This is a genomic window from Cedecea neteri (genome assembly GCF_000758325.1).
In the GTDB taxonomy this organism is placed as follows: Bacteria; Pseudomonadota; Gammaproteobacteria; order Enterobacterales; family Enterobacteriaceae; genus Cedecea; species Cedecea neteri_B.
Genome location: NZ_CP009459.1, coordinates 97,556 through 122,765 on the forward strand (window position 1 = coordinate 97,556; position 25,210 = coordinate 122,765).

The window sequence follows — 25,210 nt, forward strand, 5'->3', positions numbered from 1 at the left end:
AAAAACGCAGTGCCATTTATTAGGGAAAAAATATGGGAAAATTACAGCCTGTTGCGTTATGGCTGGCTTGCGGTCTGTTTTCACTCCAGGCCTCGGCCGACGACACGCCCGTTTCTATTACGACTCAGGGTCTGGCTCAACAACAAGAGCTGCCCTCACTCGACGGCCCAACCGCCCTCCCGCTCAATGCCCCTGCGCCCGGAATCTTAACGCTTAACGACGCGGTCAACCGCTCTGTCACCTGGCACCCCAGCATTCGTGAAGCTATCGGCAAACTTTACGGCCAGTCCGAACAGATCAACGTCGCCAAATCGAAGTACTACCCGCAGATCAGCGCCGGGATGAACAACGGCTACACCAACACCTACACCAACAGCGGCTACAGCCCGTCGCTGGTGCTTTCTCTGTCCCAGATGCTCTACGACTTCGGCAAAGTCGCAAGCCAGGTCCGCGCTGAAACCGCCGGGGAAGCCCAGGCCCAGGCCAACGTGCTGGTGAGCATTGATACCGTCGGGCACGACACCGCCTCGGCGATGGTACAGGTGCAGCTCTGGCAGCAAATGGTCGACATCGCCAAAGAACAGCTGGACGCGCTGACCGCCATTGGCCGCCTGACTCAGGAGCGTAACGACCAGGGCGCGACTTCGATGTCCGACGTGGTGCAAACCGACGCGCGTATCGAATCCGCCCGTTCGCAGCTGATTCAGTACGAATCGAACCTCGACAGCACCCAGGCGACGCTGATGAGTCAGCTCGGCTGGACGAGCCTCAACAAAGTCAGCCCCGATTTCCCGCAGAAGCTGAATAACAGCTGCAATGTGGCGAAGCCTGATGACCGCCTGGTGCCTGCCGTGCTCGCCGCCTGGGCGCAGGCTAACGTTGCGCAGGCCAACCTGGACTATGCCAACGCGCAGATGACACCGACCATCTCGCTGGAGCCGTCCGTGCAGCACTACCTGAACAACAACTACTCCGGCAGCGAAGTGCTGAACCGCACGCAATATTCGGCGTATATCCGCGTCGAAATGCCGATCTACCAGGGCGGTGGCCTGACTGCACGCCGCAACGCCGCCAGCCATGCGCTGGAAGCCGCGCAGTCCGGTATCGACCGGGTTCGCCTGGACGTGCGCCAGAAGTTGCTGGAATCCCGCAGCCAGGCCATTAGCCTCGCCACCGCGCTTCAGGTGCTGCAGCGCCAGGAACAGCTGAGCGCCCGCACCCGCGAACTGTACCAACAGCAGTATCTCGACCTGGGCTCCCGTCCGCTGCTGGACGTGCTCAACGCCGAACAGGAAGTCTTCCAGGCGCGCTTCGCCCAACAACAAACGCTGAGCCAGCTCCATCAACTGCAGCTTAACTGCCTGTATAACACCGGCAAATTACGCACCGCATTTGGTCTGGAACACCGCAACATCCAGTCCCTGGAGATCCAGCCATGAGCCAGACAGCCTCTCCCGCCGGGGAGTTTTTAAGCGAACAGGCCCTGACCCAATGGGCCCACGCCATCAGTCACGTCGCCGGGCACTACCGCGTGGTTTGCTCGCCCGGCACCATTCAGGCCAACGCCCCGTGGTTCAAGGACAAAACCAAAGTCGCCGCGCTGACCCAGCTTTCACGCCAGGCCGGGCTTTCCTTCCACCTGCTCGGCAACACCGAAAAAGCGATATCCCAGTGGCGGCTGCCGGTGGTGGTGGACTTAGCCAACGGTCAGATCGCGGTGATCGAGCAGTTTGACGGCGAAGACACCGTGGATATCTGCTACTTCGACGACGACCGCCACACCAACCGCCAGTCGCTCAGCAAGCTGCTGCCGGAAATCCGCTTTGTGGCCGCCCTGCGCCCGCTTTCGGCGCTGAAAGACAGCCGCGTCGACGCCTATATCTCACGCTTCAGCCCGGACTGGATGAAAGAGCTGATCATGCTGGATATTCGCCCGTACGGCCCGGTAATGCTGGCGGCTTTTTGGGTGAACGTGCTGTCGCTGGCCGGGATCCTGTTCTCGATGCAGGTGTACGACCGGGTGATCCCCGCCCAGTCGTACCCGACGCTCTACGTGCTGGCGACCGGGGTACTGATCGCCGTGGTGTTCGGCTTTATCCTGAAAGTCACGCGCAGCAACATCATGGACGTGCTGGGCAAGCGGGCCGACATGCGCATTTCGGATCGAGTGTTCAGCCACGCCCTGCGGCTGCGCAACAGCGCCGTGCCCCGCTCCACCGGCAGCTTTATTTCTCAGCTGCGCGAGCTGGAGCAGATCCGCGAGATGATCACCTCCTCGACCATCTCCACGATCGTCGATCTGCCGTTCTTTATCTTGTTCGTTGGGGTGCTGGCGATCATCGCGCCGCAGCTGGCGTGGATCGCCCCGGTCGCCGCCATCGTGATGGTGCTGCCTGGCCTGCTGCTGCAGAAAAAGCTCGCCACGCTGGCCAACCAGGCCGCCCACGAATCCACCCTGCGCAACGCCGTGCTGGTGGAAAGCGTGCAGGGGCTGGAGGACATCAAGCTGATGCAGGCGGAAAACCGCTTCCTCCAGCAGTGGAACAGCTACATCCGCATTACCGCCGAGTCCGGCCTGAAAACCCGCGAACTGACCCAGGGCTTAATCAGCTGGGGGATCACCATTCAGAGCCTGGTGTTTGTGGTGGTGGTGCTGTTCGGCGCCCCGCTGGTCATTGAAGGTGAAATGACCACCGGGGCGATGGTCGCCGCCTCAATGCTGGCCTCAAGGATGATTGCCCCGATGGCCAACCTGTGCGGCGTGCTCGCCCGCTGGCAGCAGGTCAAAGCCGCCAAACAGGGGCTGGACAGCATCATGCAGCTGCCGGTAGAAACCCAGCGCGATGAAAACCTGATCCACAAGGACATCCTCTACGGCCACTATCTGTTTGAAAGCGCGCAGTTCAAATACCACAGCGAAGATCCGCGCATTCCGCTGCGTATTGCCCGCCTTGAGATCCAGCGCGGCGAGCGCATTGCCGTGCTCGGACGCAACGGCGCGGGCAAATCCACGCTGCTGCAGGCGCTTGCCGGCGGGGTCGATCTCGCCAGCGGAGAAGCCCGGCTCGACGATCTCGCGATGTCGCAAATCGACATGGCGGATCTGCGCCGCAACATCGGCTTCCTGAGCCAGAACGCGCGGCTGTTCTACGGCACGCTGCGGGAAAACCTCACCCTCGGTGCACCGCACGCCAGCGACGAGGCTATCTTCGAGACGCTGGACGTGAGCGGCGCGAGCAACTTTGTGAAGCACCTGCCCAAAGGCCTGGATCACCCGATCATGGAAGGCGGCAGCGGGCTTTCCGGCGGGCAACGTCAGTCGATCCTGCTGGCGAGGATGCTGCTGCGCTCGCCCAACATCGTGCTGCTCGATGAGCCCACCGCCTCGCTGGACGACCATACCGAACGGGAATTTATTCAGCGCCTAAACCAATGGCTAGGCCACCGTACGCTGGTCGTCGCCACCCACCGCGTGCCGGTGCTCGAACTGGTCGAACGCGTGCTGGTGCTGAAAGACGGCCAGCTGGTAATGGATGCACCGAAGGCGCAGGCGCTCGGCGCCGCAAGACCGGCACAGGCTCAGGCCCCGGCCGCCGCCCAGACACCACCGCGGGAGTGGAACAATGAAAACCAGTCAGCATGACGTCACCATGGATGACCCGGACATCCAGCGCGAAAGCGAATTCTCCGGGGCGAGCCGCATTATCCTGCTCATCACGCTGCTGTTTGCTCTGTTCGGCGTCTGGGCCTGGTTCGGCACGCTGGACGAAGTCTCCACCGGCACCGGGAAAGTAGTGCCGAGTTCCCGCGAGCAGATTTTGCAGTCGCTGGACGGCGGGATAGTCACCGAGCTGCTGGTGCACGAGGGCGACAAAGTGCAGGCCGGGCAAATCGTCGCCCGCCTCGACCCGACCCGCTCCGAGTCCAACGTCGGCGAAAGCACGGCTCGCTACCGTGCTTCTCTGGCCTCCAGCGCGCGGCTTTACGCGGAAGTGAACGACCAGCCGCTGAAGTTCCCGGACTCGCTCAAAGCGTTCCCGGACCTGATCGCCTCCGAAACCCGGCTGTATAAAACCCGCCGGGCGCAGCTGAACGACTCCGAAGCCGAGTTGCGGGATGCGCTGACGTCGGTCAACAAAGAGCTGGATATCACCCAGCGGCTGGTGAAAAGCGGCGCGGCGAGCCACGTGGAAGTGCTGCGCCTGCAGCGGCAGAAAAGCGACCTGGGCCTGAGAATTACCGACCTGCGCTCGCAGTATTACGTGCAGGCGCGCGAGGCGCTGTCGAAGGCCAATGCCGAAGTGGACATGCTGGACGCCATCATCAAAGGCCGTGAAGATTCTGTCACCCGCATGACCGTGCGCTCGCCGGTGCGCGGCATCGTGAAGAACATTCAGGTGACCACCATCGGCGGCGTTATTCCGCCGAACGGTGAGATGATGGAGATTGTGCCGGTGGACGATCACCTGCTGATTGAGGCCCGGCTCTCCCCCCGCGACATTGCCTTTATTCACCCCGGCCAGCGCGCGCTGGTGAAAATCACCGCCTACGATTACGCCATTTACGGCGGGCTGGAAGGCACCGTGGAAACCATCTCCCCGGACACCATTCAGGACAAGGTGAAGCCGGAAATCGTCTACTACCGGGTGTTTATCCGCACCAATCAGGACTACCTGGTGAACAAAGTCGGCCACCATTTCTCCATCTCACCGGGGATGGTGGCGACCGTGGACATTAAAACCGGGCAGAAAACCATCGTTGAGTACCTGATTAAGCCGTTCAACCGCGCCCGCGAGGCGCTGCGCGAACGTTAATTGACCACCTATCCCGCTGGTGCTGAAGGAATTTTGTACGCCAGGCACTCAGCGGGATTTCTCTTTAGACGGCTGGTCACACGCGTAATAAATCTGTTATACTCGCCGGTACACATTGGGGCTGATTCTGGATTCGACGGGATTTGCGAAACCCAAGGTGCATGCCGAGGGGCGGTTGGCCTCGTAAAAAGCCGCAAAAAAATAGTCGCAAACGACGAAAACTACGCTTTAGCAGCTTAATAACCTGCTCTGAGCCCTCTCTCCCTAGCTTCCGCTCTTAAGACGGGGATCAAAGAGAGGTCAAACCCAAAAGAGATCGTGTGGATGCCTTGCCTGGGGTTGAAGCATTAAAACTAATCAGGATAGTCTGGTAATGGCGTGTCTGTCCGCAGTTGCCCGGCGAATGTAAAGACTGACTAAGCATGTAGTACCGAGGATGTAGAAATTTCGGACGCGGGTTCAACTCCCGCCAGCTCCACCAAAATCCTTTGTTGACGGTTACCAGAGCCCGATACGAAGTCCTGAAAGCCCGCATGGCGCAAGCCCTGCGGGCTTTTTTGTGTCTGTCGCAGTCTACTGAGTTCTACTAGAAGCTGCTTGTTATGACGCCCTTTTGAGACCCGATGTAAAGAATATCAAAATCGAGGGTCCTAAAATGGCAAAGATCGCTAAGAAACTCCCTGACACTGTAATCAAAAGCACCAGGTCAGCCGATAAAGGAATCAACTTGTTTGGCGGTGATGGTTTAATCCTACGAATTGCTATGACCTGCCCCTCGTTGATTAATATATCGCGCGTGTAACCGCTGTTACTATCTTGTGCAGAGTTGTCCAATGATGTAGTAGCGAGCATCAATATCACAAGCAAAGTCGAAAAAATTAATGTTGCGCAGGAATTGGTTGTTTTAATATTGTCTGATATGAATTTCCGTTGAGGCATAGAGAATGCCCCCCAAACACGCCCTGTACTTTATTTAAATGGTTGAGTTTGGGGTTGTTCATACAGGTGACAATTAGTTACTCAAGAGTGCTCACTAATCGCCCATCAGCATCACGAAACTCCGTTTTACCATAAGATGTCGTGGAAGTACCTTTTAGACTCCCATCAGCGTTACGATATTCCGTTTTTCCATAAGATGTCGTAGAGGTTCCCTGCAAACTACCATCAGCATTACGATATTCTGTTTTTCCATAAGACGTTGTGGAAGACATTTTTAGGCTGCCGTCCGCATTGTGATACTCTGTTTTCCCGTAAGACGTAGATGAAGATCCCTGCAGAGACCCATCAGCCCCATAGTAATCCGTTTTTCCATAAGCTGTTTTGGAAGAACCCTGCAAACTACCATCAGCAGCATGGTATTCGCCCGCGAAAGCAGATGTAGCCGAAGCACCACACAAAAACAATACGACTACAGATAACATTCTCATAAATCACCTATTTTGATAGAGATTAGAATTTTATACAGACAACGAGCAGGTAAATGGAACAGATACCAACAATTGAAACAGTACTGAGTAGTAACCATCGCGCGTCATCTAGCCGATGCTAGCTGAATAAATGATGTTGAGTATGTAGAGCCATAATCCCCTACCTTCCCATTAACTGGTGCTATACCAGTTACCATGACGTGCTACGAACTAAACTGCAAGGTAAAATAGTACGTAATATACCGCAATGCATTCTCCTGTTATCCGAAAATGATTGTTTCATTGGAATATAGTTTCGGAGTTAAATTTTAGCAGTATAGTTAATTTGGCCACCTGAACTATTCAACGCGTATACCAACCAGCATCTGTGCATCGCCAGGGGAAGCAGGGTAAACATTCAGATCTGTTAGCGACAAAGTAACCAAGAATGCACCTGTTTTCATCAATGATTAACAAGGGCCAAAGATAAGCGATAGTAAAAAAATAAAAGGTCTTTCCCCTGTAAATCCATCCATATTTTTTCTGCGAGGCACATTCCATTTATCCCCCCCTTTTCCCAGCAAAACCCTCCAGCAAGGTATAATTCCCGCATGAATCAATCAGAAAGCACAAACCAAAAGCAGTAAGAGCAGAAGTAAGAGAGCAGTAAGAAAAGAAGACAAAAGAAAGCGCGATTAAGGCAGGCGGCAACCCGCCCTAACCGCTAATCACAACCAACTACCAACGGAGTTGACCATGACTGAAGAGCATAATAAGCCAGAGAACCACATCCCCACAACAACAAGGACTTATACTGTGGGCTACATTCGAGATTCGAAAAAATTCCAGCCTTCACCCGCCATAACGTTGAATGGGTTCTGGCTTGCAGACGCAGGTTTTGATACGGGCACAAGCGTGGAGGTGCGGGTTCTGCCGGGCTGCCTGATATTAACGGCCAAAGAGCCGCTGCCGCCGGTGGAAGAGCCAGAAATAATGCAGACGCTGCGCAAGGTGTGTAAGTTTTCCGCCCGCAGGCAGAAGCAGGTCAAAGCGTTTATCGAGGACGTGATCGCCCCTAAACCGCCGGTGCGTTAACGGCTGAACCTGGCCCCGGTGAATTGCCGGGGTTAATGAACTAAATTTTACCGCCACGTTAATTTCACTTTAAATAACCCTGGAAATAAAAACCCTATTCCGGGTTCGGGCTTCTCTATATAAAATATATTATTCCCTTCCGCCATAAGTATAAAAAAACTCACCGCATTGCTGGCGCGCGCAAACGCTTAAACTACTCTAATGAGTATAAAAAACGATGATGGCCTGCTCTCTCCCAATGAACAGAAATATATTCCGCAAGGAAGCCATAGAGCACACCCGCAGCAACTGGCTGGGTAAAGCGTTACTGATCTCCGGGTATCCCGCCTGGGTGGTGGTTTTACTTTCCGCCGCGTTTTTAATTATTTTGATAAGCCTGATGGCCTTCTCCAGCTATACCCGGCGGATTAACGTCAGCGGGGAAGTCATCACCCAGCCGCACGCCATCAATATCTTCTCTCCGCAGCAGGGGTTTATCACCCACACCTGGGTTAAAACCGGCGACAGCGTGGCAAAAGGCGATCATCTTTATCAGATAGATACCAGCCGCTCGACCCAGTCGGGCAACGTCAGCCAGAACTCTATCGCCGCCATCCAGAAACAGATCCAGCTTATCGAGGAAATCATCCTCAAGCTGCAGCAGAACAAGCAGAAAACCGAGCAAAACCTCAGGCAGCAGCTGAATCAGTACCAGACCGCGCACGAGAAGTCCCTTGCCCTGGTGGCGAACGCCGCCAAAGGCATGGAAGAGATGCGCCAGAGCATGGACAACTACGATGGCTACCAGCGCAAGGGCATGATCACCAAAGACCAGCTCAACAACCAGCGCTACCTCTATTACCAGCAGCAAACCGCCTATCAAAGTCTGAACACCCAGAGCATTCAGGAAAGCCTGCAGATCACCAACCTGCAAAGCGAGCTCTCCACGCGGGCGACAGATTTTGACAACCAAATCTCCCAGTACCAGTTCCAGCTGAGCGGCCTCAACCGCCAGCTGGCGGAAGTGGACGGCGGCGGGACCGTGTTTATCGACGCCCCCAGCGACGGCAAAATCGACTCCCTGAGCGTCACCCAGGGGCAGATGGTCAACGCCGGCGACAGCCTCGCGCAGCTGGTGCCTAACGGGGGCGACGGCTACGCGCTGGTGCTGTGGCTCCCCAACAGCAGCCTGCCCTACGTCACGCCGGGGGACAGCATCAACATCCGTTACGAAGCTTTTCCATTTGAGAAGTTCGGCCAGTTCCCTGGCAAGATCCTGTCGATTTCCAGCGTGCCTGCCTCGGCGCAGGAAATGGCGATGTACAACAATGTGCCCCGCCAGCCGTCCGGCACCACCAATCAGCCCTTTTACAAAGTGCTGGTCGCGCTCGACCTGAGCCGCCTCACCGCCAGAGACAACCCCCTGCGGCTCTCCAGCGGCATGAAGGCGGAATCCACGCTATTCCTGGAAAAACGCCCCGTCTACCAGTGGATGCTCGCCCCTTACTACGACCTTAAAAAAAGCCTAACCGGACCCGTGCATGAATGAATCCGCTTTTAAAGACATGATGCATCAGCTGAACTTTAGCCTGCGCCGCAGAGTGCCCCAGGTCCTGCAAACGGAAGCGGCAGAGTGCGGCCTGGCTTGCCTGGTGATGGTCTGCCGCTACCACGGCATGAACATCGACCTCTTCAACCTGCGCCAGCGGTTTGGCATCTCCTCGCACGGCGCAACGCTGGCGTTGCTGATCGACATCGCCACCCAGCTGCGCCTGAAAAGCCGCCCGCTTTCGCTGGATCTGAACGAGCTGCGCGAGCTGAAAACGCCCTGCATTCTCCACTGGGACATGAGCCACTTTGTGGTGCTGGTCGCCGTCAAACGCTCGGGCTTTGTGATCCACGATCCGGGCTTTGGCCGCCGCGTCGTGGGCCTGGCGGAAATGTCCCAGCATTTTACCGGCGTCGCGCTGGAGCTGTGGCCGGACAGCGAGTTTGCCCGCGTGACCCAGCGCAGCCGCCTCAGCTTCCGCACCCTGCTCGGCAACATCGGTGGCCTGAAAGGTTTTTTGACGAAAATCTTCTGCCTGTCTCTGGTGGTGGAGGCAATCAACCTGCTGATCCCCATCGGCACCCAGTTGGTGATGGACCACGTCATCATCGCCGAGGATCATGACTTACTGGCGCTGATCTGTATCGGGCTGCTGTTCTTTACCCTGTTTCGCACCTTCGTCAGCATGCTCCGGGCCTGGACGTCGCTGGTGATGAATTCCCTGATTGAAGTGCAGTGGAAAGCGGGCATGTTCGATCACCTGCTCAAACTGCCGCTGGCCTATTTCGAAAAGCGCAAACTCGGCGATATCCAGTCCCGTTTTGGCTCCCTGGATACTATCCGCACCACGCTGACCACCAACCTGGTCAACGGCATTATCGACACCCTGATGTCGGTCGGCGTGCTGATTATGATGGTGCTTTACGGCGGCTGGCTGGTGTGGGTCGTGCTGGGCTTTACCGCGTTTTATATGGTGCTGCGCCTGGCCACCTACAACCAGTACCGCCAGGCCTCGGAAGAGAAGATCGTCAAAGGCGCGCGGGCCAATTCCCACTTTATGGAAACCCTTTACGGCATCGGCACGCTGAAAGCGTTGGGGCTGTCCACCACGCGCTCGCAGTACTGGCTCAACCTCAATATAGATACCGCCAACGCCAACATCCGCATCACCAAGCTGGATATGCTGTTTGGGGGCATCAACACCTTTATCGGTGCCGTCGACCAGATAGTGATTTTGTGGCTGGGCGCGCTGATGGTGATCAACGGCCAGATGACGCTCGGGATGTTCGTCGCCTTCAACGCCTATCGCGGGCAGTTCTCTGAGCGGGCAGCCAACCTGATCGATATGATCCTGCAGCTGCGTATGCTCGGCCTGCACAGCGACCGTATCGCCGATGTGGTGTTTACCGACACCGAAACCAGCCAGCCGCCTCGCAAGCTGCTACCCAAAAATCAGCCCGCCAGCTTTGAAGCCCGCGACCTGGTCTTCCAGTACGACGGGCTGTCGCGGCCGATTTTCGCCGATCTGAATATCACCGTCGCCGCCGGGGAAAGCGTGGCCATCGTGGGCCCTTCCGGGATCGGGAAAACAACCTTAATGAAGGTGATGGCCGGGCTACTCGATCCTACGCGCGGACAAATCCTGATCGACGGCCTGGACATCAGTAAAGTCGGGCTGAATAACTACCGCGACAGCATCGCCTGCGTGCTGCAGGACGACAAACTTTTTGCCGGGTCGATAGCCGACAACATCGGCAGCTTCGACATCAGCAAAGATGCAGAGCGCATTATCAGCTGCGCCCGGAACTGCAACATCCATGACGAAATTATGAGCCTGCCGATGGGCTATGAAACGCTGATTGGCGAACTGGGGGGCAACCTTTCCGGGGGGCAGAAACAGCGGCTGCTGATCGCCAGGGCGCTTTATCGTCAGCCCAATCTGCTGTTTCTCGACGAGGCCACCAGCCACCTGGATCTGGCCAATGAAGCCCATATCAATGCCGCTATCGCTTCGCTGAAAATAACCCGCATCTTTATTGCCCATCGCCCGTCAACAATCGCCAGCGCTAACCGGGTCATAGATTTAGGAGAGTGAACAGAGGCTTAAATAAGAGGAGACATTCCTCTTGTTTTTGCCAGGGCAATAGTGATTAAACAGAAAAGGAAAATATATAAACGCAAATAAAATATACAGCAGCACCTTTCCGGCGGCTGCCATATATTATGGGGAGTGTTTTAATCCATTAAAATGCCGTTCCGTTATTCCATTGGGAAAAGCATTGCGTCCGTGATATTAACGCTTGGTGCTGCCGAACAGACCGGTGCCGCCAAGCAGCCCGCCCAGAATAGAACTCACACCGCTAACCACGCTATTCACCACGCCACCCACAAGCTGGGTCACGCCATTGAGAACGCCGCCCACAACCGGCAGGCCGCTAACAATGCCGCCCACGGTGCCCAGCGGATCGCCCGCGCCGCCGATCACGCCATCCAGTAAACCCGCACCGCTAACTGACTTAACTTCCTGAGTGGATAATTCTTTCATGATTTTCACCATAATAAAATAAACGGAAAGAAAGGTTAAAAGCTCTCGCGGATAGTGAGGCGGTAAAACAATGCATTCCCTACCCTGATATAATTTCTAATACAGGCCAGGCAAAAGATCAAACCACCATAAAACATTATTTTTTTATTTTTAATAGGCCTGTTTTTAACAGGCTTATAAATGTCACATTACTTTAATGGTGATTATTTGAATAAGCATTTGTACAAAATGGAATATAGCGAAAAGGTGGGTTAACTATGTTATATATTGTATATAGGCAGGTTTATTTCATCGACTATATATTCATTCTGATTCAACAGTCTGAACGCCATTTTAATATGACTTAAAACGAAACAGGCATCCCCCAACCCGCTCTGACCAAAGAGCAGGCTGGAAGTCGATGTCTCTCAGGCCCCATAGCGGTTCCCGGTGTGCGCCAGCTGCCGACGCCACACGCCCGGCGCAATGCCGAACTGGCGCTTGAAGCTGCGGTTGAAAGACTGCTGCGAGTCAAAGCCCAGGGAGATCGCCACGTTCAGGATCGGCTCTTCGGTGCGGCTCAGGCGCTCGGCTGATTTCTTCAGCTTTTGCGCGCGAATGTACTCGCCCAGGTTGTAGCCGGTGTGCTGCTTGAAGATCCGCTGCAGGTGCCACTTCGAGTACCCTGCCCGCTCGGAAACGGTGTTGATGTCGAGGCGGCTGTCGAGGTGGTTATCAATCCAGCCGAGTAAATCATGCATGAAGGCATCGGTGCTCATTGTCTCTCTCCCCTGCGGGTTTGTTAAAAGCATCTTTATCAGTTGCATTTAAATCTGACCTGCTTTGACAATAATTGCAAGTTTTATTGTTACATTAAATCCTCGTTACAAATGGGCCTTTTTCGAATGGCACAAATAGCACAGAAAGTGCAACAATTATTCTTGCACTTAGTTCTACGCCTTCCTACAATCGCCGCGATACTGTATTCGTAATTGATACACATTTTGTGCCGATGAGCGACACAAATGGCCTCAGGTCAGCCCGGACAAAGGAAGTGGCGCGGCACCCTCCGCTGCGTCTTGCCCGGCCGACTTCAACTATCGGAATAAGAATAATGAGCCTGCAAAAACATTGGGTTAGCCTTCATCTGCGCGTGTTGGGGCCGGTACTGCTTGCCGCGCTGCTCGCCGGATGCGACCGGGGAGTCGCACAAAACGCCGTGCCGCAGGCACCAGCCGTGAGCGTCGCCGACGTGGTGGTGAAACCCGTTAGCCAGTGGGATAGTTTTAACGGCCGCATCGAAGCGGTGGAAAGCGTTCAGCTCCGCCCCCGCGTCTCCGGCTACATCGACAAAGTGAACTACACCGACGGCCAGGAAGTGAAGAAAGGTGAAGTCCTCTTCACCATCGACGACAGAACCTACCGCGCCGCGCTGGAACAGGCGCAGGCGGCGTTGATGAGAGCCAAAACCCAGGCCAGCCTCGCCCGCAGCGAAGCCAGCCGCACCAACAAGCTGATCGGCACCAACGTGATTTCCCGCGAAGAGTGGGAACAGCGCCGCTCCGCCGCCACCCAGGCTGACGCCGATATTCGTGCGGCCCAGGCGGCGGTTGACGCGGCGCAGCTAAACCTCGACTTCACCAAAGTCACCGCCCCGATCGACGGCCGCGCCAGCCGCGCGCTGATCACCAGCGGGAACCTGGTCACGGCGGGCGACAGCGCCAGCGTACTCACCACCGTGGTGTCCCAGAAGACGGTTTACGCCTACTTCGACGTGGATGAATCCACCTATCTGCACTACCAGAACCTCGCCCGCAGCGGCCAGGGCGCGTCCAGCGACCATAAGGCACTGCCGGTAGAAATTGGCCTGTCCGGCGAAGAAGGTTACCCGCATCAGGGCACCGTGGACTTCCTCGACAACCAGCTCACCGCCAGCACCGGCACCATCCGCATGCGCGCCCTGCTGGATAACGCCCAGCGTCAGTTCACCCCGGGGCTGTTCGCCCGCGTTCGTCTGCCGGGCAGCGCGGAGTTCCAGGCGCTGCTGATCAACGACAAAGCAGTGCTGACCGACCAGGACAGAAAATACGTCTACATCGTGGATAAAGACGGCAAGGCCCAGCGCCGCGACATCACGCCGGGCCGCCTCGCTGCCGGGCTGCGTATCGTCCAGCAGGGGCTGAACCCTGGCGATAAAGTCATCGTCGACGGGCTGCAGAAAGTGTTTATGCCGGGCATGCCGGTGAACGCGAAACCTGTCGCCATGGCCGCCACCAGCGCTGCCGTTAACTGATCCCTTACCAGAGAATCCGACGCATGGACTTTTCCCGCTTTTTTATCGACAGGCCGATTTTTGCCGCGGTGCTGTCGATTCTGATTTTTATTACGGGGCTTATCGCGATCCCGCTGCTGCCGATCAGTGAATACCCGGACGTCGTGCCGCCAAGCGTGCAGGTCCGGGCAGAATACCCTGGCGCCAACCCGAAAGTGATCGCTGAAACCGTGGCAACGCCGCTGGAAGAAGCGATCAACGGCGTCGAAAACATGATGTACATGAAGTCCGTTGCTGGCTCTGACGGCGTGCTGGTGACGACCGTGACCTTCCGCCCGGGTACCGATCCGGATCAGGCGCAGGTTCAGGTGCAGAACCGCGTTTCCCAGGCCGAAGCTCGCCTGCCGGAAGACGTTCGCCGCCTCGGTATTACCACCCAGAAACAGTCGCCCACGCTGACCCTGGTGGTGCATCTGTTCTCGCCGAACGGCAAGTACGACTCGCTGTACATGCGTAACTACGCCACGCTGAAAGTGAAGGACGAACTCGCGCGCCTGCCGGGCGTCGGGCAGATCCAGATTTTCGGCTCCGGCGAATACGCCATGCGCGTGTGGTTGGATCCGAACAAAGTGGCTGCGCGTGGCCTGACGGCCTCTGACGTGGTCACGGCAATGCAGGAGCAGAACGTGCAGGTGTCTGCCGGTCAGCTCGGCGCAGAGCCGCTGCCGAAAGCGAGCGACTTCCTGATTTCTATTAACGCCCAGGGCCGCCTGCACAGCGAAGAAGAGTTCGGCAACATCATCCTGAAAACCGCCCCGGACGGCTCGCTGGTGCGCCTGCGTGACGTGGCGCGCATCGAGCTTGGTTCCGGCAGTTATGCCCTGCGCTCCCAGTTGAACAACAAAGATGCGGTCGGGATCGGTATCTTCCAGGCACCGGGCGCCAACGCCATCGATCTGTCTAACGCCGTGCGCGCCAAGATGGCCGAGCTGTCCACGCGCTTCCCGGAAGACATGAAGTGGGCCGCACCTTACGACCCGACCGTGTTCGTCCGCGACTCCATCCGGGCAGTGGTGCAAACCCTGCTGGAAGCCGTGGTGCTGGTTGTACTGGTGGTGATCCTGTTCCTGCAAACCTGGCGCGCGTCCATCATCCCGCTGATTGCCGTCCCGGTTTCAGTGGTGGGGACGTTCAGCATTCTTTATCTGCTTGGCTTCTCGCTGAACACGTTGAGCCTGTTCGGGCTGGTGCTCGCCATCGGCATCGTGGTGGATGATGCCATCGTGGTGGTGGAAAACGTCGAGCGTAACATCGAAGAAGGGCTGGCCCCGCTGCAGGCGGCGCACCAGGCCATGCGCGAGGTTTCCGGGCCGATTATCGCTATCGCCCTGGTGCTGTGCGCGGTGTTCGTGCCGATGGCGTTCCTCTCCGGCGTAACCGGGCAGTTCTACAAGCAGTTCGCGGTGACCATCGCCATTTCGACGGTGATTTCGGCGATTAACTCCCTGACGCTTTCCCCGGCGCTGGCGGCCCTGCTGCTGAAGCCACACGGCGCGCCGAAGGACATGCCTACCCGGCTGATCGACCGCCTGTTCGGCTGGCTGTTCCGCCCGTTCAACCGCTTCTTCCACCGCAGTTCGGAAGGCTACCAGGGTCTGGTGAGTAAAACCCTTGGTCGCCGTGGCGCGGTGTTTGCGGTGTACGTGCTGCTGCTGTGTGCTGCCGGGGTGATGTTCAAAACCGTGCCGGGCGGGTTTATTCCAACCCAGGATAAGCTCTACCTGATCGGCGGCGTGAAGATGCCGGAAGGCGCTTCGCTGGAGCGCACCGACGCTGTGATCCGCAAGATGAGCGAAATCGGGATGAACACCGAAGGCGTGGATTACGCGGTGGCATTCCCTGGCCTGAACGCGCTGCAGTTCACCAACACGCCGAATACCGGCACGGTGTTCTTCGGCCTGAAACCGTTCGGCGAACGGAAACATACCGCGGCGCAAATTAACGCCGAGATCAACGCCAAAATCTCGCAAATTCAGGAAGGCTTCGGCTTCTCAATTCTGCCACCGCCGATTCTGGGGCTGGGCCAGGGTTCCGGCTACTCGCTGTATATCCAGGACCGGGCGGGCTTAGGCTACGGGGCGCTGCAAACCGCGGTGAACACCATGTCCGGCGCGATTATGCAAACGCCGGGGATGCACTTCCCGATCTCCACCTACCAGGCGAACGTGCCGCAGCTGGATGTGCAGGTAGACCGCGACAAAGCCAAGGCGCAGGGCGTGTCGCTGACCGATCTGTTCGGTACGCTGCAGACTTATTTGGGCTCGTCCTACGTGAACGACTTCAACGAGTTTGGCCGCACCTGGCGCGTGATGGCTCAGGCCGACGGGCAGTTCCGTGACAGCGTGGAAGACATCGGCAACCTGCGCACCCGCAACAGCCAGGGGGAAATGGTGCCGATCGGCAGCATGGTGAAAATCACCACCACCTACGGGCCGGACCCAGTGATCCGCTATAACGGCTACCCGGCTGCGGATCTCATCGGCGATGCCGATCCACGCGTGCTCTCCTCCGCACAGGCGATGACTAAGCTGGCCGCGATGTCCGGGCAGGTATTGCCGAACGGGATGAACATCGAATGGACGGATCTGAGCTACCAGCAGGCAACCCAGGGCAACACGGCGATGATCGTCTTCCCGGTGGCGGTGCTGCTGGCGTTCCTGGTACTCGCCGCGCTGTACGAAAGCTGGACGCTGCCGCTGGCGGTGATCCTGATCGTGCCGATGACCATGCTGTCCGCGCTGTTCGGCGTCTGGCTGACCGGGGGCGATAACAACGTGTTCGTACAGGTTGGGCTGGTGGTGCTGATGGGCCTGGCCTGTAAGAACGCCATCCTGATCGTCGAATTCGCCCGCGAGCTGGAGATGCAGGGCAAAGGCATTATGGAGTCCGCACTGGAAGCCTGCCGCCTGCGTCTGCGCCCTATCGTGATGACCTCGATTGCCTTTATCGCCGGGACTATCCCGCTGATTCTGGGCCACGGCGCAGGGGCAGAAGTGCGCGGCGTGACCGGGGTGACGGTGTTCTCGGGCATGTTAGGGGTGACGCTGTTTGGTCTGTTCCTGACGCCGGTGTTCTACGTCACGCTGCGCAAGCTCGTTACACGCGGCAAAACCCAGGCAAAAACTGTCGAGGCGTGAAACGAATAAAACGGGCGGTGCATAGCCGCCCGATTCGCCCAATAAAAAACCGCCTTTCAAAGAGGCGGTTTTTTTATTTTTGCGGAAAGTGGCTGTGGGCTTAATGGCCTTTTTTGTACAGCGCCTCAAGCTCGGGCACCGGCTGGCAGCCGCTGGTATCGCTCTTTTTCACTTTCTCCAGCGCGCTGGCCACGGTATGGCGAGCCAACACTGCCAGCGACGCCTCTTCGGCTTCTTCTGCAATCGTTTTGAAGTACCAGCAGGCGTTGGCGCTCACCACGCAGCGGGCAGGCACGTCCGGGCGGGAAGCCCAAATCTTTTTGTCTTCAATCACCGACAGGTAAATATCTCGCAGGGTTATCTCTTCGGCCGGGCGGCCAAGATGAATGGAACCGTTGCGCCCCAGCGTCGAGACAATAATGCCGTCGCGCGTAAGGGGAACCATCAGTTTACGGATAAAGCTCGGGTTGGCTTCCAGGCCGTAGGCGAGGATGGCGCTGGTCGAACGTTCACCCATTTGCTCCGCCATCGCTACGCTGAGAACCATCTGCAAAGCTGTCGGGAAGCGGTAATCTAACATTTCATTTTCCTGGGTCGCGGTGGATCTTGTTCTTTTTGGCACCGCTAAGGTGAATAATCAATGAGCAACAATATACCAAATGTCACGTTTTTTTTGAAGCAATCTGAGCTTTAGCTGCGAGCCAGCTCAAAATAACCGAAAGCTCATTTTCAATAAGTTACGGTACTAAACTATTCAATAAATGAATTCTGCCAGGCTGGTTAATTAATTCAAGTATTTGCCATACTGAATAATAAGTCATCTAGCTCACGTTTAATAAAATGCCCCGGCCTGTTTTGACCGGGGAATCTAATTAGCGGCATTCTGGTTTCCAGTTTAACGCCTGCAGCGTCGCCATATCTTTGTCATTATCCCCTTTGATTCGCTTCACCATTTCGTTTTCGGTGACGTTTGGATCGGCAGGATATTGGCGGGCAAACTGTAGATTGACGATACCGCCGCAGGCTTCACGGGCAAGCCACACGTCTGACTCGTAGCCGCTTTGTTTGGCATCACCCGGCTTTGGCAGATAGATAATGCGGACTTCGGCCACATCCCCGTTTCGCGCCACATCAAAATGCGGCTTCGGCACCGTGCGGTTTAACTCCAGCGCGGTCGCCTGCATCCAGCGGTCAAGCGGGGCATTGAGTTTGATCTGATTAACCGTAATCAGCCGGGTCCACTGCCAGTTTTCGGCTTTTTCACCGTCGGTGGTGTATTCCCACACTGCCTGCTGCGGCGTTGAGCGAGTGAAGGATTGCCCGTAAGTTTTACCGGCAAAAGCGATGCTTTGCGGGGCATTCAGGTCTTTAATTTGCGATGTTTTTGCCGACTGCGGGCCAGCACAGGCGGCCAGCAGGCAGGTCGAAGCCAGAACAGCGATGGAGTAACGATTCAACGGTAAGTTTCCTTCTTTTTGTTATTTAATCACGCCAGAAGTCGAAGCAGAAAATAGCCTGGAGCAGCCTGAAGCGATGCTTTCAGGCGATTTTATGCTCTCTGACCTTAGAAGGAAGTGAAGGGATTTTCAATTCAAGAAGTCTGAAAGGCGCGGGGGATCAAATAGATCGCTTATTCATGCTCAAATAATTTTTCAATCGACCTGGTAGGATAAAAAAGCGAATTAGCGTTTTTCCCTACCAGCGCAATAAAGCCTAATTTTTGATAAAAGTGCTTCGCATTATCGTTAATGGCATCGACAAAAATCCCATGAACGCCCACCGCCTGTGACGCTAAATAAACCACTTTCATTGCGTGCGCCACAAGCGCTGAACCCCATTCCTGACCCTGCAGATCTTTATGAATGGCCAGCCGCCCCAGCGTCACGCTGGGGACATTTGCATAGGGGATTTTTCGTTTTTGGGTGTTCGACGGCAGCGCCTCTTTTTCAAAGCAGCTGCCGGATAAGGTGTAGTAACCCAGCACTTTGGGATTTACATCTTTGGTCACAAGAAGATAGCCACGTAAAAAGCGGCCATTGTGCTGGCGAATAAAGTGTTCGCCGAGAAAAGCATTCAGAGACGTTTCTCCGCAGTCAAAACCGCGAAAATCATAGGCGGTATCTGCTGAAAACAATTCAATAGTCAGGTCGGCCACGGCTTACTCCATGTCTTTCAGACGCCTTGCTGCACGTTTTAGCCTGTCATCCGGTTCAGGCGGATTACTAATAGCATCCATCACTCGGTTCCACGATGCTTCATTCAGCACCAGGCGGCGATGCTGTTCGATCACTTCCGCAGCGCGCGCCGACGCACAGGCAATCATAAACTGGGTGATCGTCTGATTGGACATGGCTGCCGCCTCTTCGATCATGCTTTTGTCGTCGTCACTCAATCTGAGGTCGATGCGCTGTTTTTTTAAAGCTGACATCCTGTATTTACTCCCCGACCTGCCGCAGGTGTCAGCAGGACGATGAAATCAATGAACACTTTAAGGCTAAGCACCATAAAATGTACGGAAAAAAACCGTACGCAAACAATACGCCTGTCGGGATAAATTTTCAACAGCACCCGGGGATTGATGTGTCATAAATTCTGGCCAGATCATCGTCCTGAAAAATCCTCCCTCCCCCCCCCACCTTCCCGCAACGGGCCTATACTTACCGGCGACACTTTTCCGCACGTTCTGTTCTGCATGCACCGATTTATGCGAGATAACGCTATGGAATTAAAGGATTATTACGCCATCATGGGCGTGAAACCGACGGATGAACTCAAAACCATCAAAACCGCCTACCGCCGCCTGGCGCGCAAATATCACCCCGACGTCAGCAAAGAGCCCGACGCAGAAGCCCGCTTTAAAGAGGTGGCCGAAGCCTGGGAAGTGCTGAGCGACGAGCAGCGCCGCGCCGAGTACGACCAGATGTGGCAGCACCGCAACGACCCGCAGTTTAATCAGCAGTTCCACCAGGGCGGCGAGCAGAGCTACAACGCCCAGGACTTCGAAGATATTTTCTCTTCTATGTTCGGCCAGCAGGCCAGACATTCTCGCCAGCCGCACGCCGCGCGCGGCCACGATTTAGAAATCGAAGTCGCCGTATTCCTTGAAGAGACGCTGGCCGAACACAGCCGTACCATCAGCTATAAGCTGCCGGTCTATAACGTCTTTGGTATCGTCGAGCAGGAAATCCCTAAAACACTGAATGTAAAAATCCCGGCAGGCGTTGGCGACGGGCAGCGCATCCGGCTCAAAGGCCAGGGCACGCCGGGTGAAAACGGCGGGCCAAACGGTGACCTGTGGCTGGTGATTCATATCGCGCCGCATCCGCTGTTCGACATTGTCGGCCACAATCTGGAAGTCGTGGTGCCGCTTGCCCCGTGGGAAGCCGCGCTGGGGGCAAAAGTCGAGGTTCCGACCCTCAAAGACAGCATTCTGATGACCATTCCTGCCGGCAGCCAGGCCGGGCAGAAGCTGCGCATCAAGGGCAAAGGGCTGGTCAGCAAACAGCATACCGGCGACCTGTTCGCGGTGATCAAAATCGTGATGCCGCCTAAGCCGGATGAAAACGCTGCGGCGCTTTGGCAACAGCTGGCAGACGTCGAGTCGGCGTTCAATCCGCGCAAAGATTGGGGGAAAAAATAATGGCTAACGTCACCGTCACTTTTACCATCACCGAGTTCTGTCTGCACACCGGCATTCAGGAGGAGGAACTCAATGAGATCGTCGGCCTTGGCGTCGTCGAACCTTACGATTTTGAGGTCAGGCCGTGGCAGTTTGACGACCACGCGATCAACATAGCGCAGCGGGCATTGCGGTTACGACGAGAATTAGAACTCGACTGGCCGGGCATTGCCGTGGCGCTCACCCTGATGGAGGAGAACGAACGCCTGCGGCAGGAAAATCGCCTGCTCCGGCAGCGTATAGGGCGTTTTATTCGCCATCCATAAGCGCATCTTCTGGTGGATTATTCAGCAGAATATATCCACCAGCCATGAACATCCTGATTCATTTAGGAATATTACCTAAGGCAACATCCGCTTCGCTGTGCCAGGCTTATTCACGGTCATAAGGACTGATAACGTTTGTTGAGGATATTATGAAAAAAACGATCATCGCTTTATCTGCAATTCTGCTGGCTGCCCCTGTTTTTGCCGCGACCACCACACATGCAACCGATGAGACCGTCGCTGCGGCACACGAAGGCGCGAACACCGCCAAAGAGAAACTGCACGAGGCGGAAAACAAAGGCGAAGAGCTGAAGCTTAAGTCTAAACACGCCGCCGAAGGTAAAAGCGACAGCGTAGGCAGCAAGGTGAGCGAAGGCTCCCAGAAGGCCTGGCATAAAACCAAAGAAGGCACCGAGAAGGGTTGGGACGCAACCAAAGAAGGCGCTGAAAAAGGCTGGAATAAGACCAAAGAAGGCGCGGCTGACCTGAAGAAAAAGGTCACTGAATAATTAGCCTTCTCTGCACAATAAGCCGCGAAAGCGGCTTTTTTATTGCCTCAATCTGTCTGTTTTTCTGCAAAATATCGCCCCGGCGTTTTCCCCAAAGCCTTTTTAAACACGCCAGAAAAAGCGCCCGGACTGCTGTAGCCTAAATCCAGCGCAACCCGCGTGATCGCTTCCCCTTCACCTAACCGACCTATTGCCGCCAGCAGGCAGGCCTGTTGCCGCCATGCCACAAAGCTGATGCCGGTCTGCTGCCTGAACTGGCGGGTAAAGGTTCGGCGGCTCATGCCCGCGCGCGCCGCCATATCGTCGACGGACGTTTCCAGCGAAGGTGCCAGCAAGAACGCCCGGCAGGCCGCCTGCAGACGAGGTTCGTCGGGCAGCGGGGCATTGAGAGAAAGCGCGGGCATCGAGGCAATTTCATAGAGCAGCAAATCAAGCAGGCTTTGGCTGCGCCCTTCAGGCTGAGTGACATTGGTCAGGTCGACAGACTGCGCCAGCAGTTCGCGTAGCAGCCGCGACACGCCAAAAACCTGGCTTGTCTGCGGCAGTCTGAGCCGGTGCGCTGCGGTGTCACTGATATAGCCGTTAAGCATGATGACTGGCCCACGCATTTGCATGGCGTGAACCAGACCGCCAGGTACCCAAATGGCACACTGCGGCGGCACGGCCCAGTTTCCGCCAAGCGTTTCAACGGAGATAACGCCGCTTGCGGCGTAGGCAAACTGCCCGCGTTCGTGGCTGTGCATTGGGAAGCAATCCCCGTCGGCGAAGTGCTTTTCCGTGACGATGATGGCCTGAGGCGAATCCTGATAAACTTCAGCGCTGTTATTTTGCATGGCCCAATTTTACCAATAATTGACCCGTTAATAAAAGCAGGCCAATTCGGGAAGCGCTACAGTCACGGCGACACTTTTCACCGGACACAGACATGCAGCGCAAACACCTTTTTCTCGCCCTGGCCGTCACCGCCGCCTGGGGAATTAACTTTCCTCTTACCCGGCTCGGGCTGGCCCATATCGATCCACTTCTCTTAACCGCCCTGCGGTTTACGCTTGCCGCCCTGCCGTGGGTTTTCTTTATCCAACGCCCGGCAGTAGCTTTGCATTGGGTAGCGGCCTATGGGCTGATTTTTGGCGTGGCGATGTGGGCGCTGATCAATCTGGGTATCGCGTTTGGCGTACCGCCCGGCAGCGCCGCCTTGCTTATCCAGCTCAGCGCCTTTTTTACCCTGGGTTGGGGCGTTCTGCTGTTTGGCGAGCGTCTGACACGCCCGCAGCGCTGCGGTATTGTTCTGGCGGCGGCGGGGCTGCTTGGCGTGCTGCTGGATAGCGCCGGCAGCGCAACGCTAACCGGGTTGATACTGATTGTTATCAGCGCGCTGGCCTGGAGCGCCGGGAACATCATCATCAAACTTTCCGGCGTGAAAGAGATCTTTGCTTTTGTGGTATGGGCCAGCCTGTTTCCCCCTGTACCGCTGGTGCTGCTGACCTGGGTCTGGCACGGTTCCGCGCCCTTCACTTCGCTGGCGCAAAATATCGATAAACAGGCCGTGCTTTCACTTATGTTTCAGGTTTATGCCGCAACGCATTTCTGTTACTGGGGCTGGAACACCTTGCTTCACAAATACCCGGCTTCCCGCGTGGCACCGCTTTCTCTGCTGATCCCGGTCTTCGCCATGCTCAGCTCGGCGTTGATTCTTGGCCAGCTTCCCGATCTCACCAGCGCGCTTTCGCTGGCTGCGATCCTGCTGGCCCTGGCCATCGGCATGAAAAAAGAACGCCCGCTCAGCCGCTAGTTATGCAGCGTCACGCTGTCGTCCACGCTCTGGCGCCACATGCGAACCTGCGCAGAAGGTGCATTCGGGTCGGCATAGCCGAAGGAGATCCCGAACAGCAGGCGATACTCGTCCGGCACGCCAAGAATTTTACGCGTCGCATCGGCATGGAAGCCGAGCAGCGTCTGCGGAATGCCGGCAAAACCACGCGCCGCCAAAGACAGCAGGAAGCTCTGCCCGTACATGCCGATGTCGGACGCCACGCGCACGTTGTCGCCAAACGAGGGCATAAACAGGAACGCTACGTGTGGGGCACCGAAGAAGTTGAAGTTACGCAGATACGCTTCGCGGCGCTTCTCTTTATCGTCACGGGCGATGCCAAGCGCATCGTAATAAACCTTCGCCTGGCGCTGGCTGCGCTCGTAATAATCGCCGTGAAAATCGTCATAGCTGAAGCTGAAATCTGGCGTGACGTTACCCGCCGTATCGTTCTCAATCATCATCTTTTGCAGCGCATCTTTGGTTGCGCCAGAGGCAATATGGACGTTCCACGGCTGCGTGTTGCAGTTGGACGGAGAATGCTGGGCATCCTGCAAAACATCCCGAATTTGTGCCTCTGTCAGCGGCGTAGGCAGAAACGCTCTGGATGAAAAACGCTGACGTACGGCCTCGTCAAAAGCCAAAACTGAATTGCTCATACCATCCTCTCTGTGCTTGCCCGGCGAAGCCAGGCATCGTTACTTGCCGGGGAGGATAACGCTGCCGGACGTAGCGAAAAACCGTATAATCCATTAAGGACTTTTGCGGAAATTGCACAAATGAAAGATCTGAGCCAGATAAACGCGCGCTCAATGCGCCTCTTCCTTGCCGTTATCAACGAAGGCAGCTTTTCAGAAGTGGCCCGCCAGGAGAACCTTTCCCCCTCTTCCGTTTCCCGCACCGTAATTCAGCTTGAGCAATCGCTGGAGACACAGCTGCTTTACCGCAACACGCGAGCCGTGGTCGCCACCGAGGCGGGGAATATTTACGCTGCAGCGTTCAGGGAAATGCTGAGCCAGCTTGAGCAGGCACAGAACCAGATTGGCGAGCGCCGCCAGCAGCCCGGCGGCGTGCTTCGTTTCAACGCGCCGGTGTCTTTCGGCCTGCGTCACATCGCCCCGTGGATTGCTGAATTCAGCGAGCGCTACCCGGCGCTGAGGCTGGAGTTAAACCTGACCGATAACTACATCGACCCGCTGGCGGACGGCACCGATCTGCTGCTGCGTATCTCGCCGATGCAGGACAGCTCGCTGCACGGGCGCTTTATTACCCGCCAGCGCGCTTATCTGGTCGCCAGCCCGGCCTATCTCGCACGCTACGGCACGCCGCAAAAGCCCGAAGAGCTACACAATCACAGGTTACTAGCCTACCGCGGCCTGATGGGCCTTCAGCGCTGGTATTTCACGCAGGGCGAAGAAAAAATACAGCTAACGCCGGAGCCTAAAATCATCTCCGGGAACGCTGAGATGCTGGTGAAAGCGGCAGAAGATGGCGCGGGTATCGTGCTGTTTCCGGACTGGCAAATCAGCGATTCGCTGCGGGCCAAGCGGCTTATCCCGATGATGACGGATTACACCGCGTCCTACAGCGCCACCGACCATTCGCTCTATATGCTCTACCCCGGCGGGCGCTTTCCGTCGCTTAACACCCGCACGGCAATAGACTTTTTTATGGCGAAGTTTGGCTCTCCGCCTTACTGGCAGGACATTTAGCTCGTTTTGAGCTCGTCAAAAAGCTCAGGGTGTTTATCCAGCGCTTTAAACAGCAGGATCAGCGGCCGCGGAGGGGCAATGCGCCCCGTTTCATAACGGCTGAACGCATTGGCTCCCCCGCCAAAAAATTCGGCGGCCTGCGCCTGATTCAGCTTCAGGCGTTTACGCACGGCGGCAATAAAGGCGGGGTCGACCTCCTGGGCGTTCACTTCGCGGTTAAACGCCAGCATGCCGCTGAAATAGGCATCACCTTCCCCATCGGCGAAAACAATTTCACCGCAGTCATTGCAATGCAGCCCGGTCACGCCCGGAAACGTTTTGGAATGGCCTTTGTATTCGTAGTGAATATCGCGGGCTTCATGAACGGCATTTTCGCCGCCGCACACAGGGCATTTCAT

23 protein-coding genes, 1 other RNA gene and 1 pseudogene are annotated in these 25,210 nt (G+C 56.4%); 15 read left to right on the forward strand and 10 right to left on the reverse strand.

Annotation, left to right across the window (positions count from 1 at the left end; genetic code table 11):
- Positions 1-32: 32 nt before the first annotated feature.
- From LH86_RS00455 to LH86_RS22705, 5 genes and pseudogenes are all read left to right on the forward strand, one after another.
- Positions 33-1,439: a TolC family outer membrane protein gene (locus LH86_RS00455; protein ID WP_039297426.1), complete on the forward strand. Its 1,407-nt coding sequence runs from the start codon at positions 33-35 to the stop codon at positions 1,437-1,439.
- On the forward strand, positions 1,436-3,643 hold the full coding sequence (locus tag LH86_RS00460; protein ID WP_039297428.1) for a type I secretion system permease/ATPase: 2,208 nt from the start codon (positions 1,436-1,438) through the stop codon (positions 3,641-3,643). The genes LH86_RS00455 and LH86_RS00460 overlap by 4 nt, the downstream gene beginning before the upstream one ends.
- 7 nt (positions 3,644-3,650) lie before the next feature.
- Entirely contained in the window at positions 3,651-4,814 is a 1,164-nt protein-coding gene (locus LH86_RS00465) for an HlyD family type I secretion periplasmic adaptor subunit (RefSeq protein ID WP_156107057.1), read from the forward strand.
- Between the two features lie 117 nt (positions 4,815-4,931).
- Positions 4,932-5,295: a transfer-messenger RNA gene (gene ssrA / locus LH86_RS21805) on the forward strand.
- Between the two features lie 174 nt (positions 5,296-5,469).
- Positions 5,470-5,577 (forward strand): annotated as a pseudogene (locus LH86_RS22705) (integrase); the annotation flags it as partial.
- Between the two features lie 253 nt (positions 5,578-5,830).
- Here LH86_RS22705 and LH86_RS22520 read toward each other — a convergent pair.
- Positions 5,831-6,235, reverse strand: a complete 405-nt coding sequence (locus tag LH86_RS22520; RefSeq protein ID WP_156106997.1) for a hypothetical protein — start codon at positions 6,233-6,235, stop codon at positions 5,831-5,833.
- A gap of 741 nt (positions 6,236-6,976) precedes the next feature.
- Between LH86_RS22520 and LH86_RS00470 the strand changes: the two genes are divergently transcribed.
- The 3 genes from LH86_RS00470 (at position 6,977) to LH86_RS00480 (ending at position 10,938) form a co-directional block, all read left to right on the forward strand.
- Positions 6,977-7,315 carry a SymE family type I addiction module toxin gene (locus tag LH86_RS00470; RefSeq protein ID WP_052045529.1) on the forward strand — a complete coding sequence of 113 codons (339 nt, stop codon included), beginning with the start codon at positions 6,977-6,979 and terminating at the stop codon, positions 7,313-7,315.
- 238 nt (positions 7,316-7,553) lie between these two features.
- Positions 7,554-8,843 (forward strand): HlyD family secretion protein, encoded by a 1,290-nt coding sequence (locus LH86_RS00475; RefSeq protein WP_039297430.1) that lies wholly within the window; start codon positions 7,554-7,556, stop codon positions 8,841-8,843.
- Positions 8,836-10,938, forward strand: coding sequence for a peptidase domain-containing ABC transporter (locus LH86_RS00480; RefSeq protein WP_039297433.1), 2,103 nt, complete (start codon positions 8,836-8,838; stop codon positions 10,936-10,938). The genes LH86_RS00475 and LH86_RS00480 overlap by 8 nt, the downstream gene beginning before the upstream one ends.
- A gap of 198 nt (positions 10,939-11,136) precedes the next feature.
- On the opposite strand, the gene LH86_RS00485 is transcribed toward LH86_RS00480, so the two are convergent.
- Together LH86_RS00485 and LH86_RS00490 are read right to left on the reverse strand one after the other, a co-directional pair.
- The gene (locus tag LH86_RS00485) at positions 11,137-11,388 is read right to left on the reverse strand and encodes a hypothetical protein (protein ID WP_039286933.1); all 252 of its coding nucleotides are present in this window, start codon (positions 11,386-11,388) and stop codon (positions 11,137-11,139) included.
- A gap of 407 nt (positions 11,389-11,795) precedes the next feature.
- Complete coding sequence (locus tag LH86_RS00490) at positions 11,796-12,146, reverse strand: helix-turn-helix domain-containing protein (RefSeq protein WP_039286935.1); 351 nt, start codon at positions 12,144-12,146, stop codon at positions 11,796-11,798.
- Positions 12,147-12,481: 335 nt separating this feature from the next.
- On the opposite strand from LH86_RS00490, the gene LH86_RS00495 reads away from it, so the two are divergent.
- Together LH86_RS00495 and oqxB are read left to right on the forward strand one after the other, a co-directional pair.
- A complete protein-coding gene (locus tag LH86_RS00495; RefSeq protein ID WP_039297436.1) occupies positions 12,482-13,660 on the forward strand; it encodes an efflux RND transporter periplasmic adaptor subunit in 1,179 nt (392 codons plus the stop codon).
- Positions 13,661-13,683: 23 nt separating this feature from the next.
- On the forward strand, positions 13,684-16,836 hold the full coding sequence (oqxB, locus tag LH86_RS00500) for a multidrug efflux RND transporter permease subunit OqxB (RefSeq protein WP_039297439.1): 3,153 nt from the start codon (positions 13,684-13,686) through the stop codon (positions 16,834-16,836).
- 100 nt (positions 16,837-16,936) lie between these two features.
- Here the strand turns inward: oqxB and LH86_RS00505 are convergent, their stop codons facing one another.
- The 4 genes from LH86_RS00505 to LH86_RS00520 all read right to left on the reverse strand — a co-directional run bounded on the left by LH86_RS00505 (position 16,937) and on the right by LH86_RS00520 (position 19,264).
- Positions 16,937-17,416 carry an RrF2 family transcriptional regulator gene (locus tag LH86_RS00505; RefSeq protein ID WP_008458195.1) on the reverse strand — a complete coding sequence of 160 codons (480 nt, stop codon included), beginning with the start codon at positions 17,414-17,416 and terminating at the stop codon, positions 16,937-16,939.
- A gap of 292 nt (positions 17,417-17,708) precedes the next feature.
- Positions 17,709-18,293 (reverse strand): hypothetical protein, encoded by a 585-nt coding sequence (locus tag LH86_RS00510; RefSeq protein ID WP_039297442.1) that lies wholly within the window; start codon positions 18,291-18,293, stop codon positions 17,709-17,711.
- A 173-nt stretch (positions 18,294-18,466) separates the two neighbouring features.
- The gene (locus tag LH86_RS00515; RefSeq protein ID WP_039297445.1) at positions 18,467-18,991 is read right to left on the reverse strand and encodes a GNAT family N-acetyltransferase; all 525 of its coding nucleotides are present in this window, start codon (positions 18,989-18,991) and stop codon (positions 18,467-18,469) included.
- A gap of 3 nt (positions 18,992-18,994) precedes the next feature.
- Positions 18,995-19,264: a DUF1778 domain-containing protein gene (locus tag LH86_RS00520; protein WP_039297448.1), complete on the reverse strand. Its 270-nt coding sequence runs from the start codon at positions 19,262-19,264 to the stop codon at positions 18,995-18,997.
- 291 nt (positions 19,265-19,555) lie between these two features.
- Between LH86_RS00520 and cbpA the strand changes: the two genes are divergently transcribed.
- From cbpA to LH86_RS00535, 3 genes are all read left to right on the forward strand, one after another.
- Positions 19,556-20,476: a curved DNA-binding protein gene (gene cbpA, locus LH86_RS00525; RefSeq protein WP_039297451.1), complete on the forward strand. Its 921-nt coding sequence runs from the start codon at positions 19,556-19,558 to the stop codon at positions 20,474-20,476.
- Positions 20,476-20,781 (forward strand): chaperone modulator CbpM, encoded by a 306-nt coding sequence (cbpM, locus tag LH86_RS00530; protein ID WP_039297454.1) that lies wholly within the window; start codon positions 20,476-20,478, stop codon positions 20,779-20,781. Before cbpA ends, cbpM begins: the two co-directional genes overlap by 1 nt.
- A gap of 149 nt (positions 20,782-20,930) precedes the next feature.
- Entirely contained in the window at positions 20,931-21,290 is a 360-nt protein-coding gene (locus LH86_RS00535; protein WP_039286956.1) for a hypothetical protein, read from the forward strand.
- Between the two features lie 47 nt (positions 21,291-21,337).
- Here LH86_RS00535 and LH86_RS00540 read toward each other — a convergent pair whose 3' ends face one another.
- A complete protein-coding gene (locus LH86_RS00540) occupies positions 21,338-22,123 on the reverse strand; it encodes an AraC family transcriptional regulator (RefSeq protein ID WP_039297457.1) in 786 nt (261 codons plus the stop codon).
- Positions 22,124-22,215: 92 nt separating this feature from the next.
- On the opposite strand from LH86_RS00540, the gene LH86_RS00545 reads away from it, so the two are divergent.
- On the forward strand, positions 22,216-23,082 hold the full coding sequence (locus tag LH86_RS00545; protein ID WP_039297460.1) for an EamA family transporter: 867 nt from the start codon (positions 22,216-22,218) through the stop codon (positions 23,080-23,082).
- Here the strand turns inward: LH86_RS00545 and LH86_RS00550 are convergent.
- Positions 23,079-23,759 carry a nitroreductase gene (locus LH86_RS00550; RefSeq protein ID WP_039297463.1) on the reverse strand — a complete coding sequence of 227 codons (681 nt, stop codon included), beginning with the start codon at positions 23,757-23,759 and terminating at the stop codon, positions 23,079-23,081. The two genes, LH86_RS00545 and LH86_RS00550, sit on opposite strands and share 4 nt — an antisense overlap.
- Positions 23,760-23,879: 120 nt before the next feature.
- On the opposite strand from LH86_RS00550, the gene LH86_RS00555 reads away from it, so the two are divergent.
- Positions 23,880-24,812, forward strand: coding sequence for a LysR family transcriptional regulator (locus LH86_RS00555; protein WP_039297465.1), 933 nt, complete (start codon positions 23,880-23,882; stop codon positions 24,810-24,812).
- Here the strand turns inward: LH86_RS00555 and LH86_RS00560 are convergent.
- Entirely contained in the window at positions 24,809-25,210 is a 402-nt protein-coding gene (locus tag LH86_RS00560; RefSeq protein ID WP_039297468.1) for a type II TA system antitoxin MqsA family protein, read from the reverse strand. The genes LH86_RS00555 and LH86_RS00560 overlap by 4 nt on opposite strands.

Bases quoted from the DNA above. Each gene is read 5' to 3' on its own strand.
- LH86_RS00460 (WP_039297428.1), top strand. From the start codon at position 1,436: ATGAGCCAGACAGCCTCTCCCGCCGGGGAGTTTTTAAGCGAACAGGCC.
- LH86_RS00550 (WP_039297463.1), bottom strand. From the start codon at position 23,759: ATGAGCAATTCAGTTTTGGCTTTTGACGAGGCCGTACGTCAGCGTTTT.
- LH86_RS22520 (WP_156106997.1), bottom strand. From the start codon at position 6,235: ATGTTATCTGTAGTCGTATTGTTTTTGTGTGGTGCTTCGGCTACATCT.
- LH86_RS00485 (WP_039286933.1), bottom strand. From the start codon at position 11,388: ATGAAAGAATTATCCACTCAGGAAGTTAAGTCAGTTAGCGGTGCGGGT.
- LH86_RS00505 (WP_008458195.1), bottom strand. From the start codon at position 17,416: ATGTTAGATTACCGCTTCCCGACAGCTTTGCAGATGGTTCTCAGCGTA.
- LH86_RS00495 (WP_039297436.1), top strand. From the start codon at position 12,482: ATGAGCCTGCAAAAACATTGGGTTAGCCTTCATCTGCGCGTGTTGGGG.
- LH86_RS00545 (WP_039297460.1), top strand. From the start codon at position 22,216: ATGCAGCGCAAACACCTTTTTCTCGCCCTGGCCGTCACCGCCGCCTGG.
- LH86_RS00455 (WP_039297426.1), top strand. From the start codon at position 33: ATGGGAAAATTACAGCCTGTTGCGTTATGGCTGGCTTGCGGTCTGTTT.
- LH86_RS00490 (WP_039286935.1), bottom strand. From the start codon at position 12,146: ATGAGCACCGATGCCTTCATGCATGATTTACTCGGCTGGATTGATAAC.
- oqxB (WP_039297439.1), top strand. From the start codon at position 13,684: ATGGACTTTTCCCGCTTTTTTATCGACAGGCCGATTTTTGCCGCGGTG.
- cbpA (WP_039297451.1), top strand. From the start codon at position 19,556: ATGGAATTAAAGGATTATTACGCCATCATGGGCGTGAAACCGACGGAT.
- LH86_RS00560 (WP_039297468.1), bottom strand. From the start codon at position 25,210: ATGAAATGCCCTGTGTGCGGCGGCGAAAATGCCGTTCATGAAGCCCGC.
- LH86_RS00465 (WP_156107057.1), top strand. From the start codon at position 3,651: ATGGATGACCCGGACATCCAGCGCGAAAGCGAATTCTCCGGGGCGAGC.
- LH86_RS00540 (WP_039297457.1), bottom strand. From the start codon at position 22,123: ATGCAAAATAACAGCGCTGAAGTTTATCAGGATTCGCCTCAGGCCATC.
- LH86_RS00480 (WP_039297433.1), top strand. From the start codon at position 8,836: ATGAATGAATCCGCTTTTAAAGACATGATGCATCAGCTGAACTTTAGC.
- cbpM (WP_039297454.1), top strand. From the start codon at position 20,476: ATGGCTAACGTCACCGTCACTTTTACCATCACCGAGTTCTGTCTGCAC.
- LH86_RS00535 (WP_039286956.1), top strand. From the start codon at position 20,931: ATGAAAAAAACGATCATCGCTTTATCTGCAATTCTGCTGGCTGCCCCT.
- LH86_RS00520 (WP_039297448.1), bottom strand. From the start codon at position 19,264: ATGTCAGCTTTAAAAAAACAGCGCATCGACCTCAGATTGAGTGACGAC.
- LH86_RS00475 (WP_039297430.1), top strand. From the start codon at position 7,554: ATGAACAGAAATATATTCCGCAAGGAAGCCATAGAGCACACCCGCAGC.
- LH86_RS00470 (WP_052045529.1), top strand. From the start codon at position 6,977: ATGACTGAAGAGCATAATAAGCCAGAGAACCACATCCCCACAACAACA.
- LH86_RS00555 (WP_039297465.1), top strand. From the start codon at position 23,880: ATGAAAGATCTGAGCCAGATAAACGCGCGCTCAATGCGCCTCTTCCTT.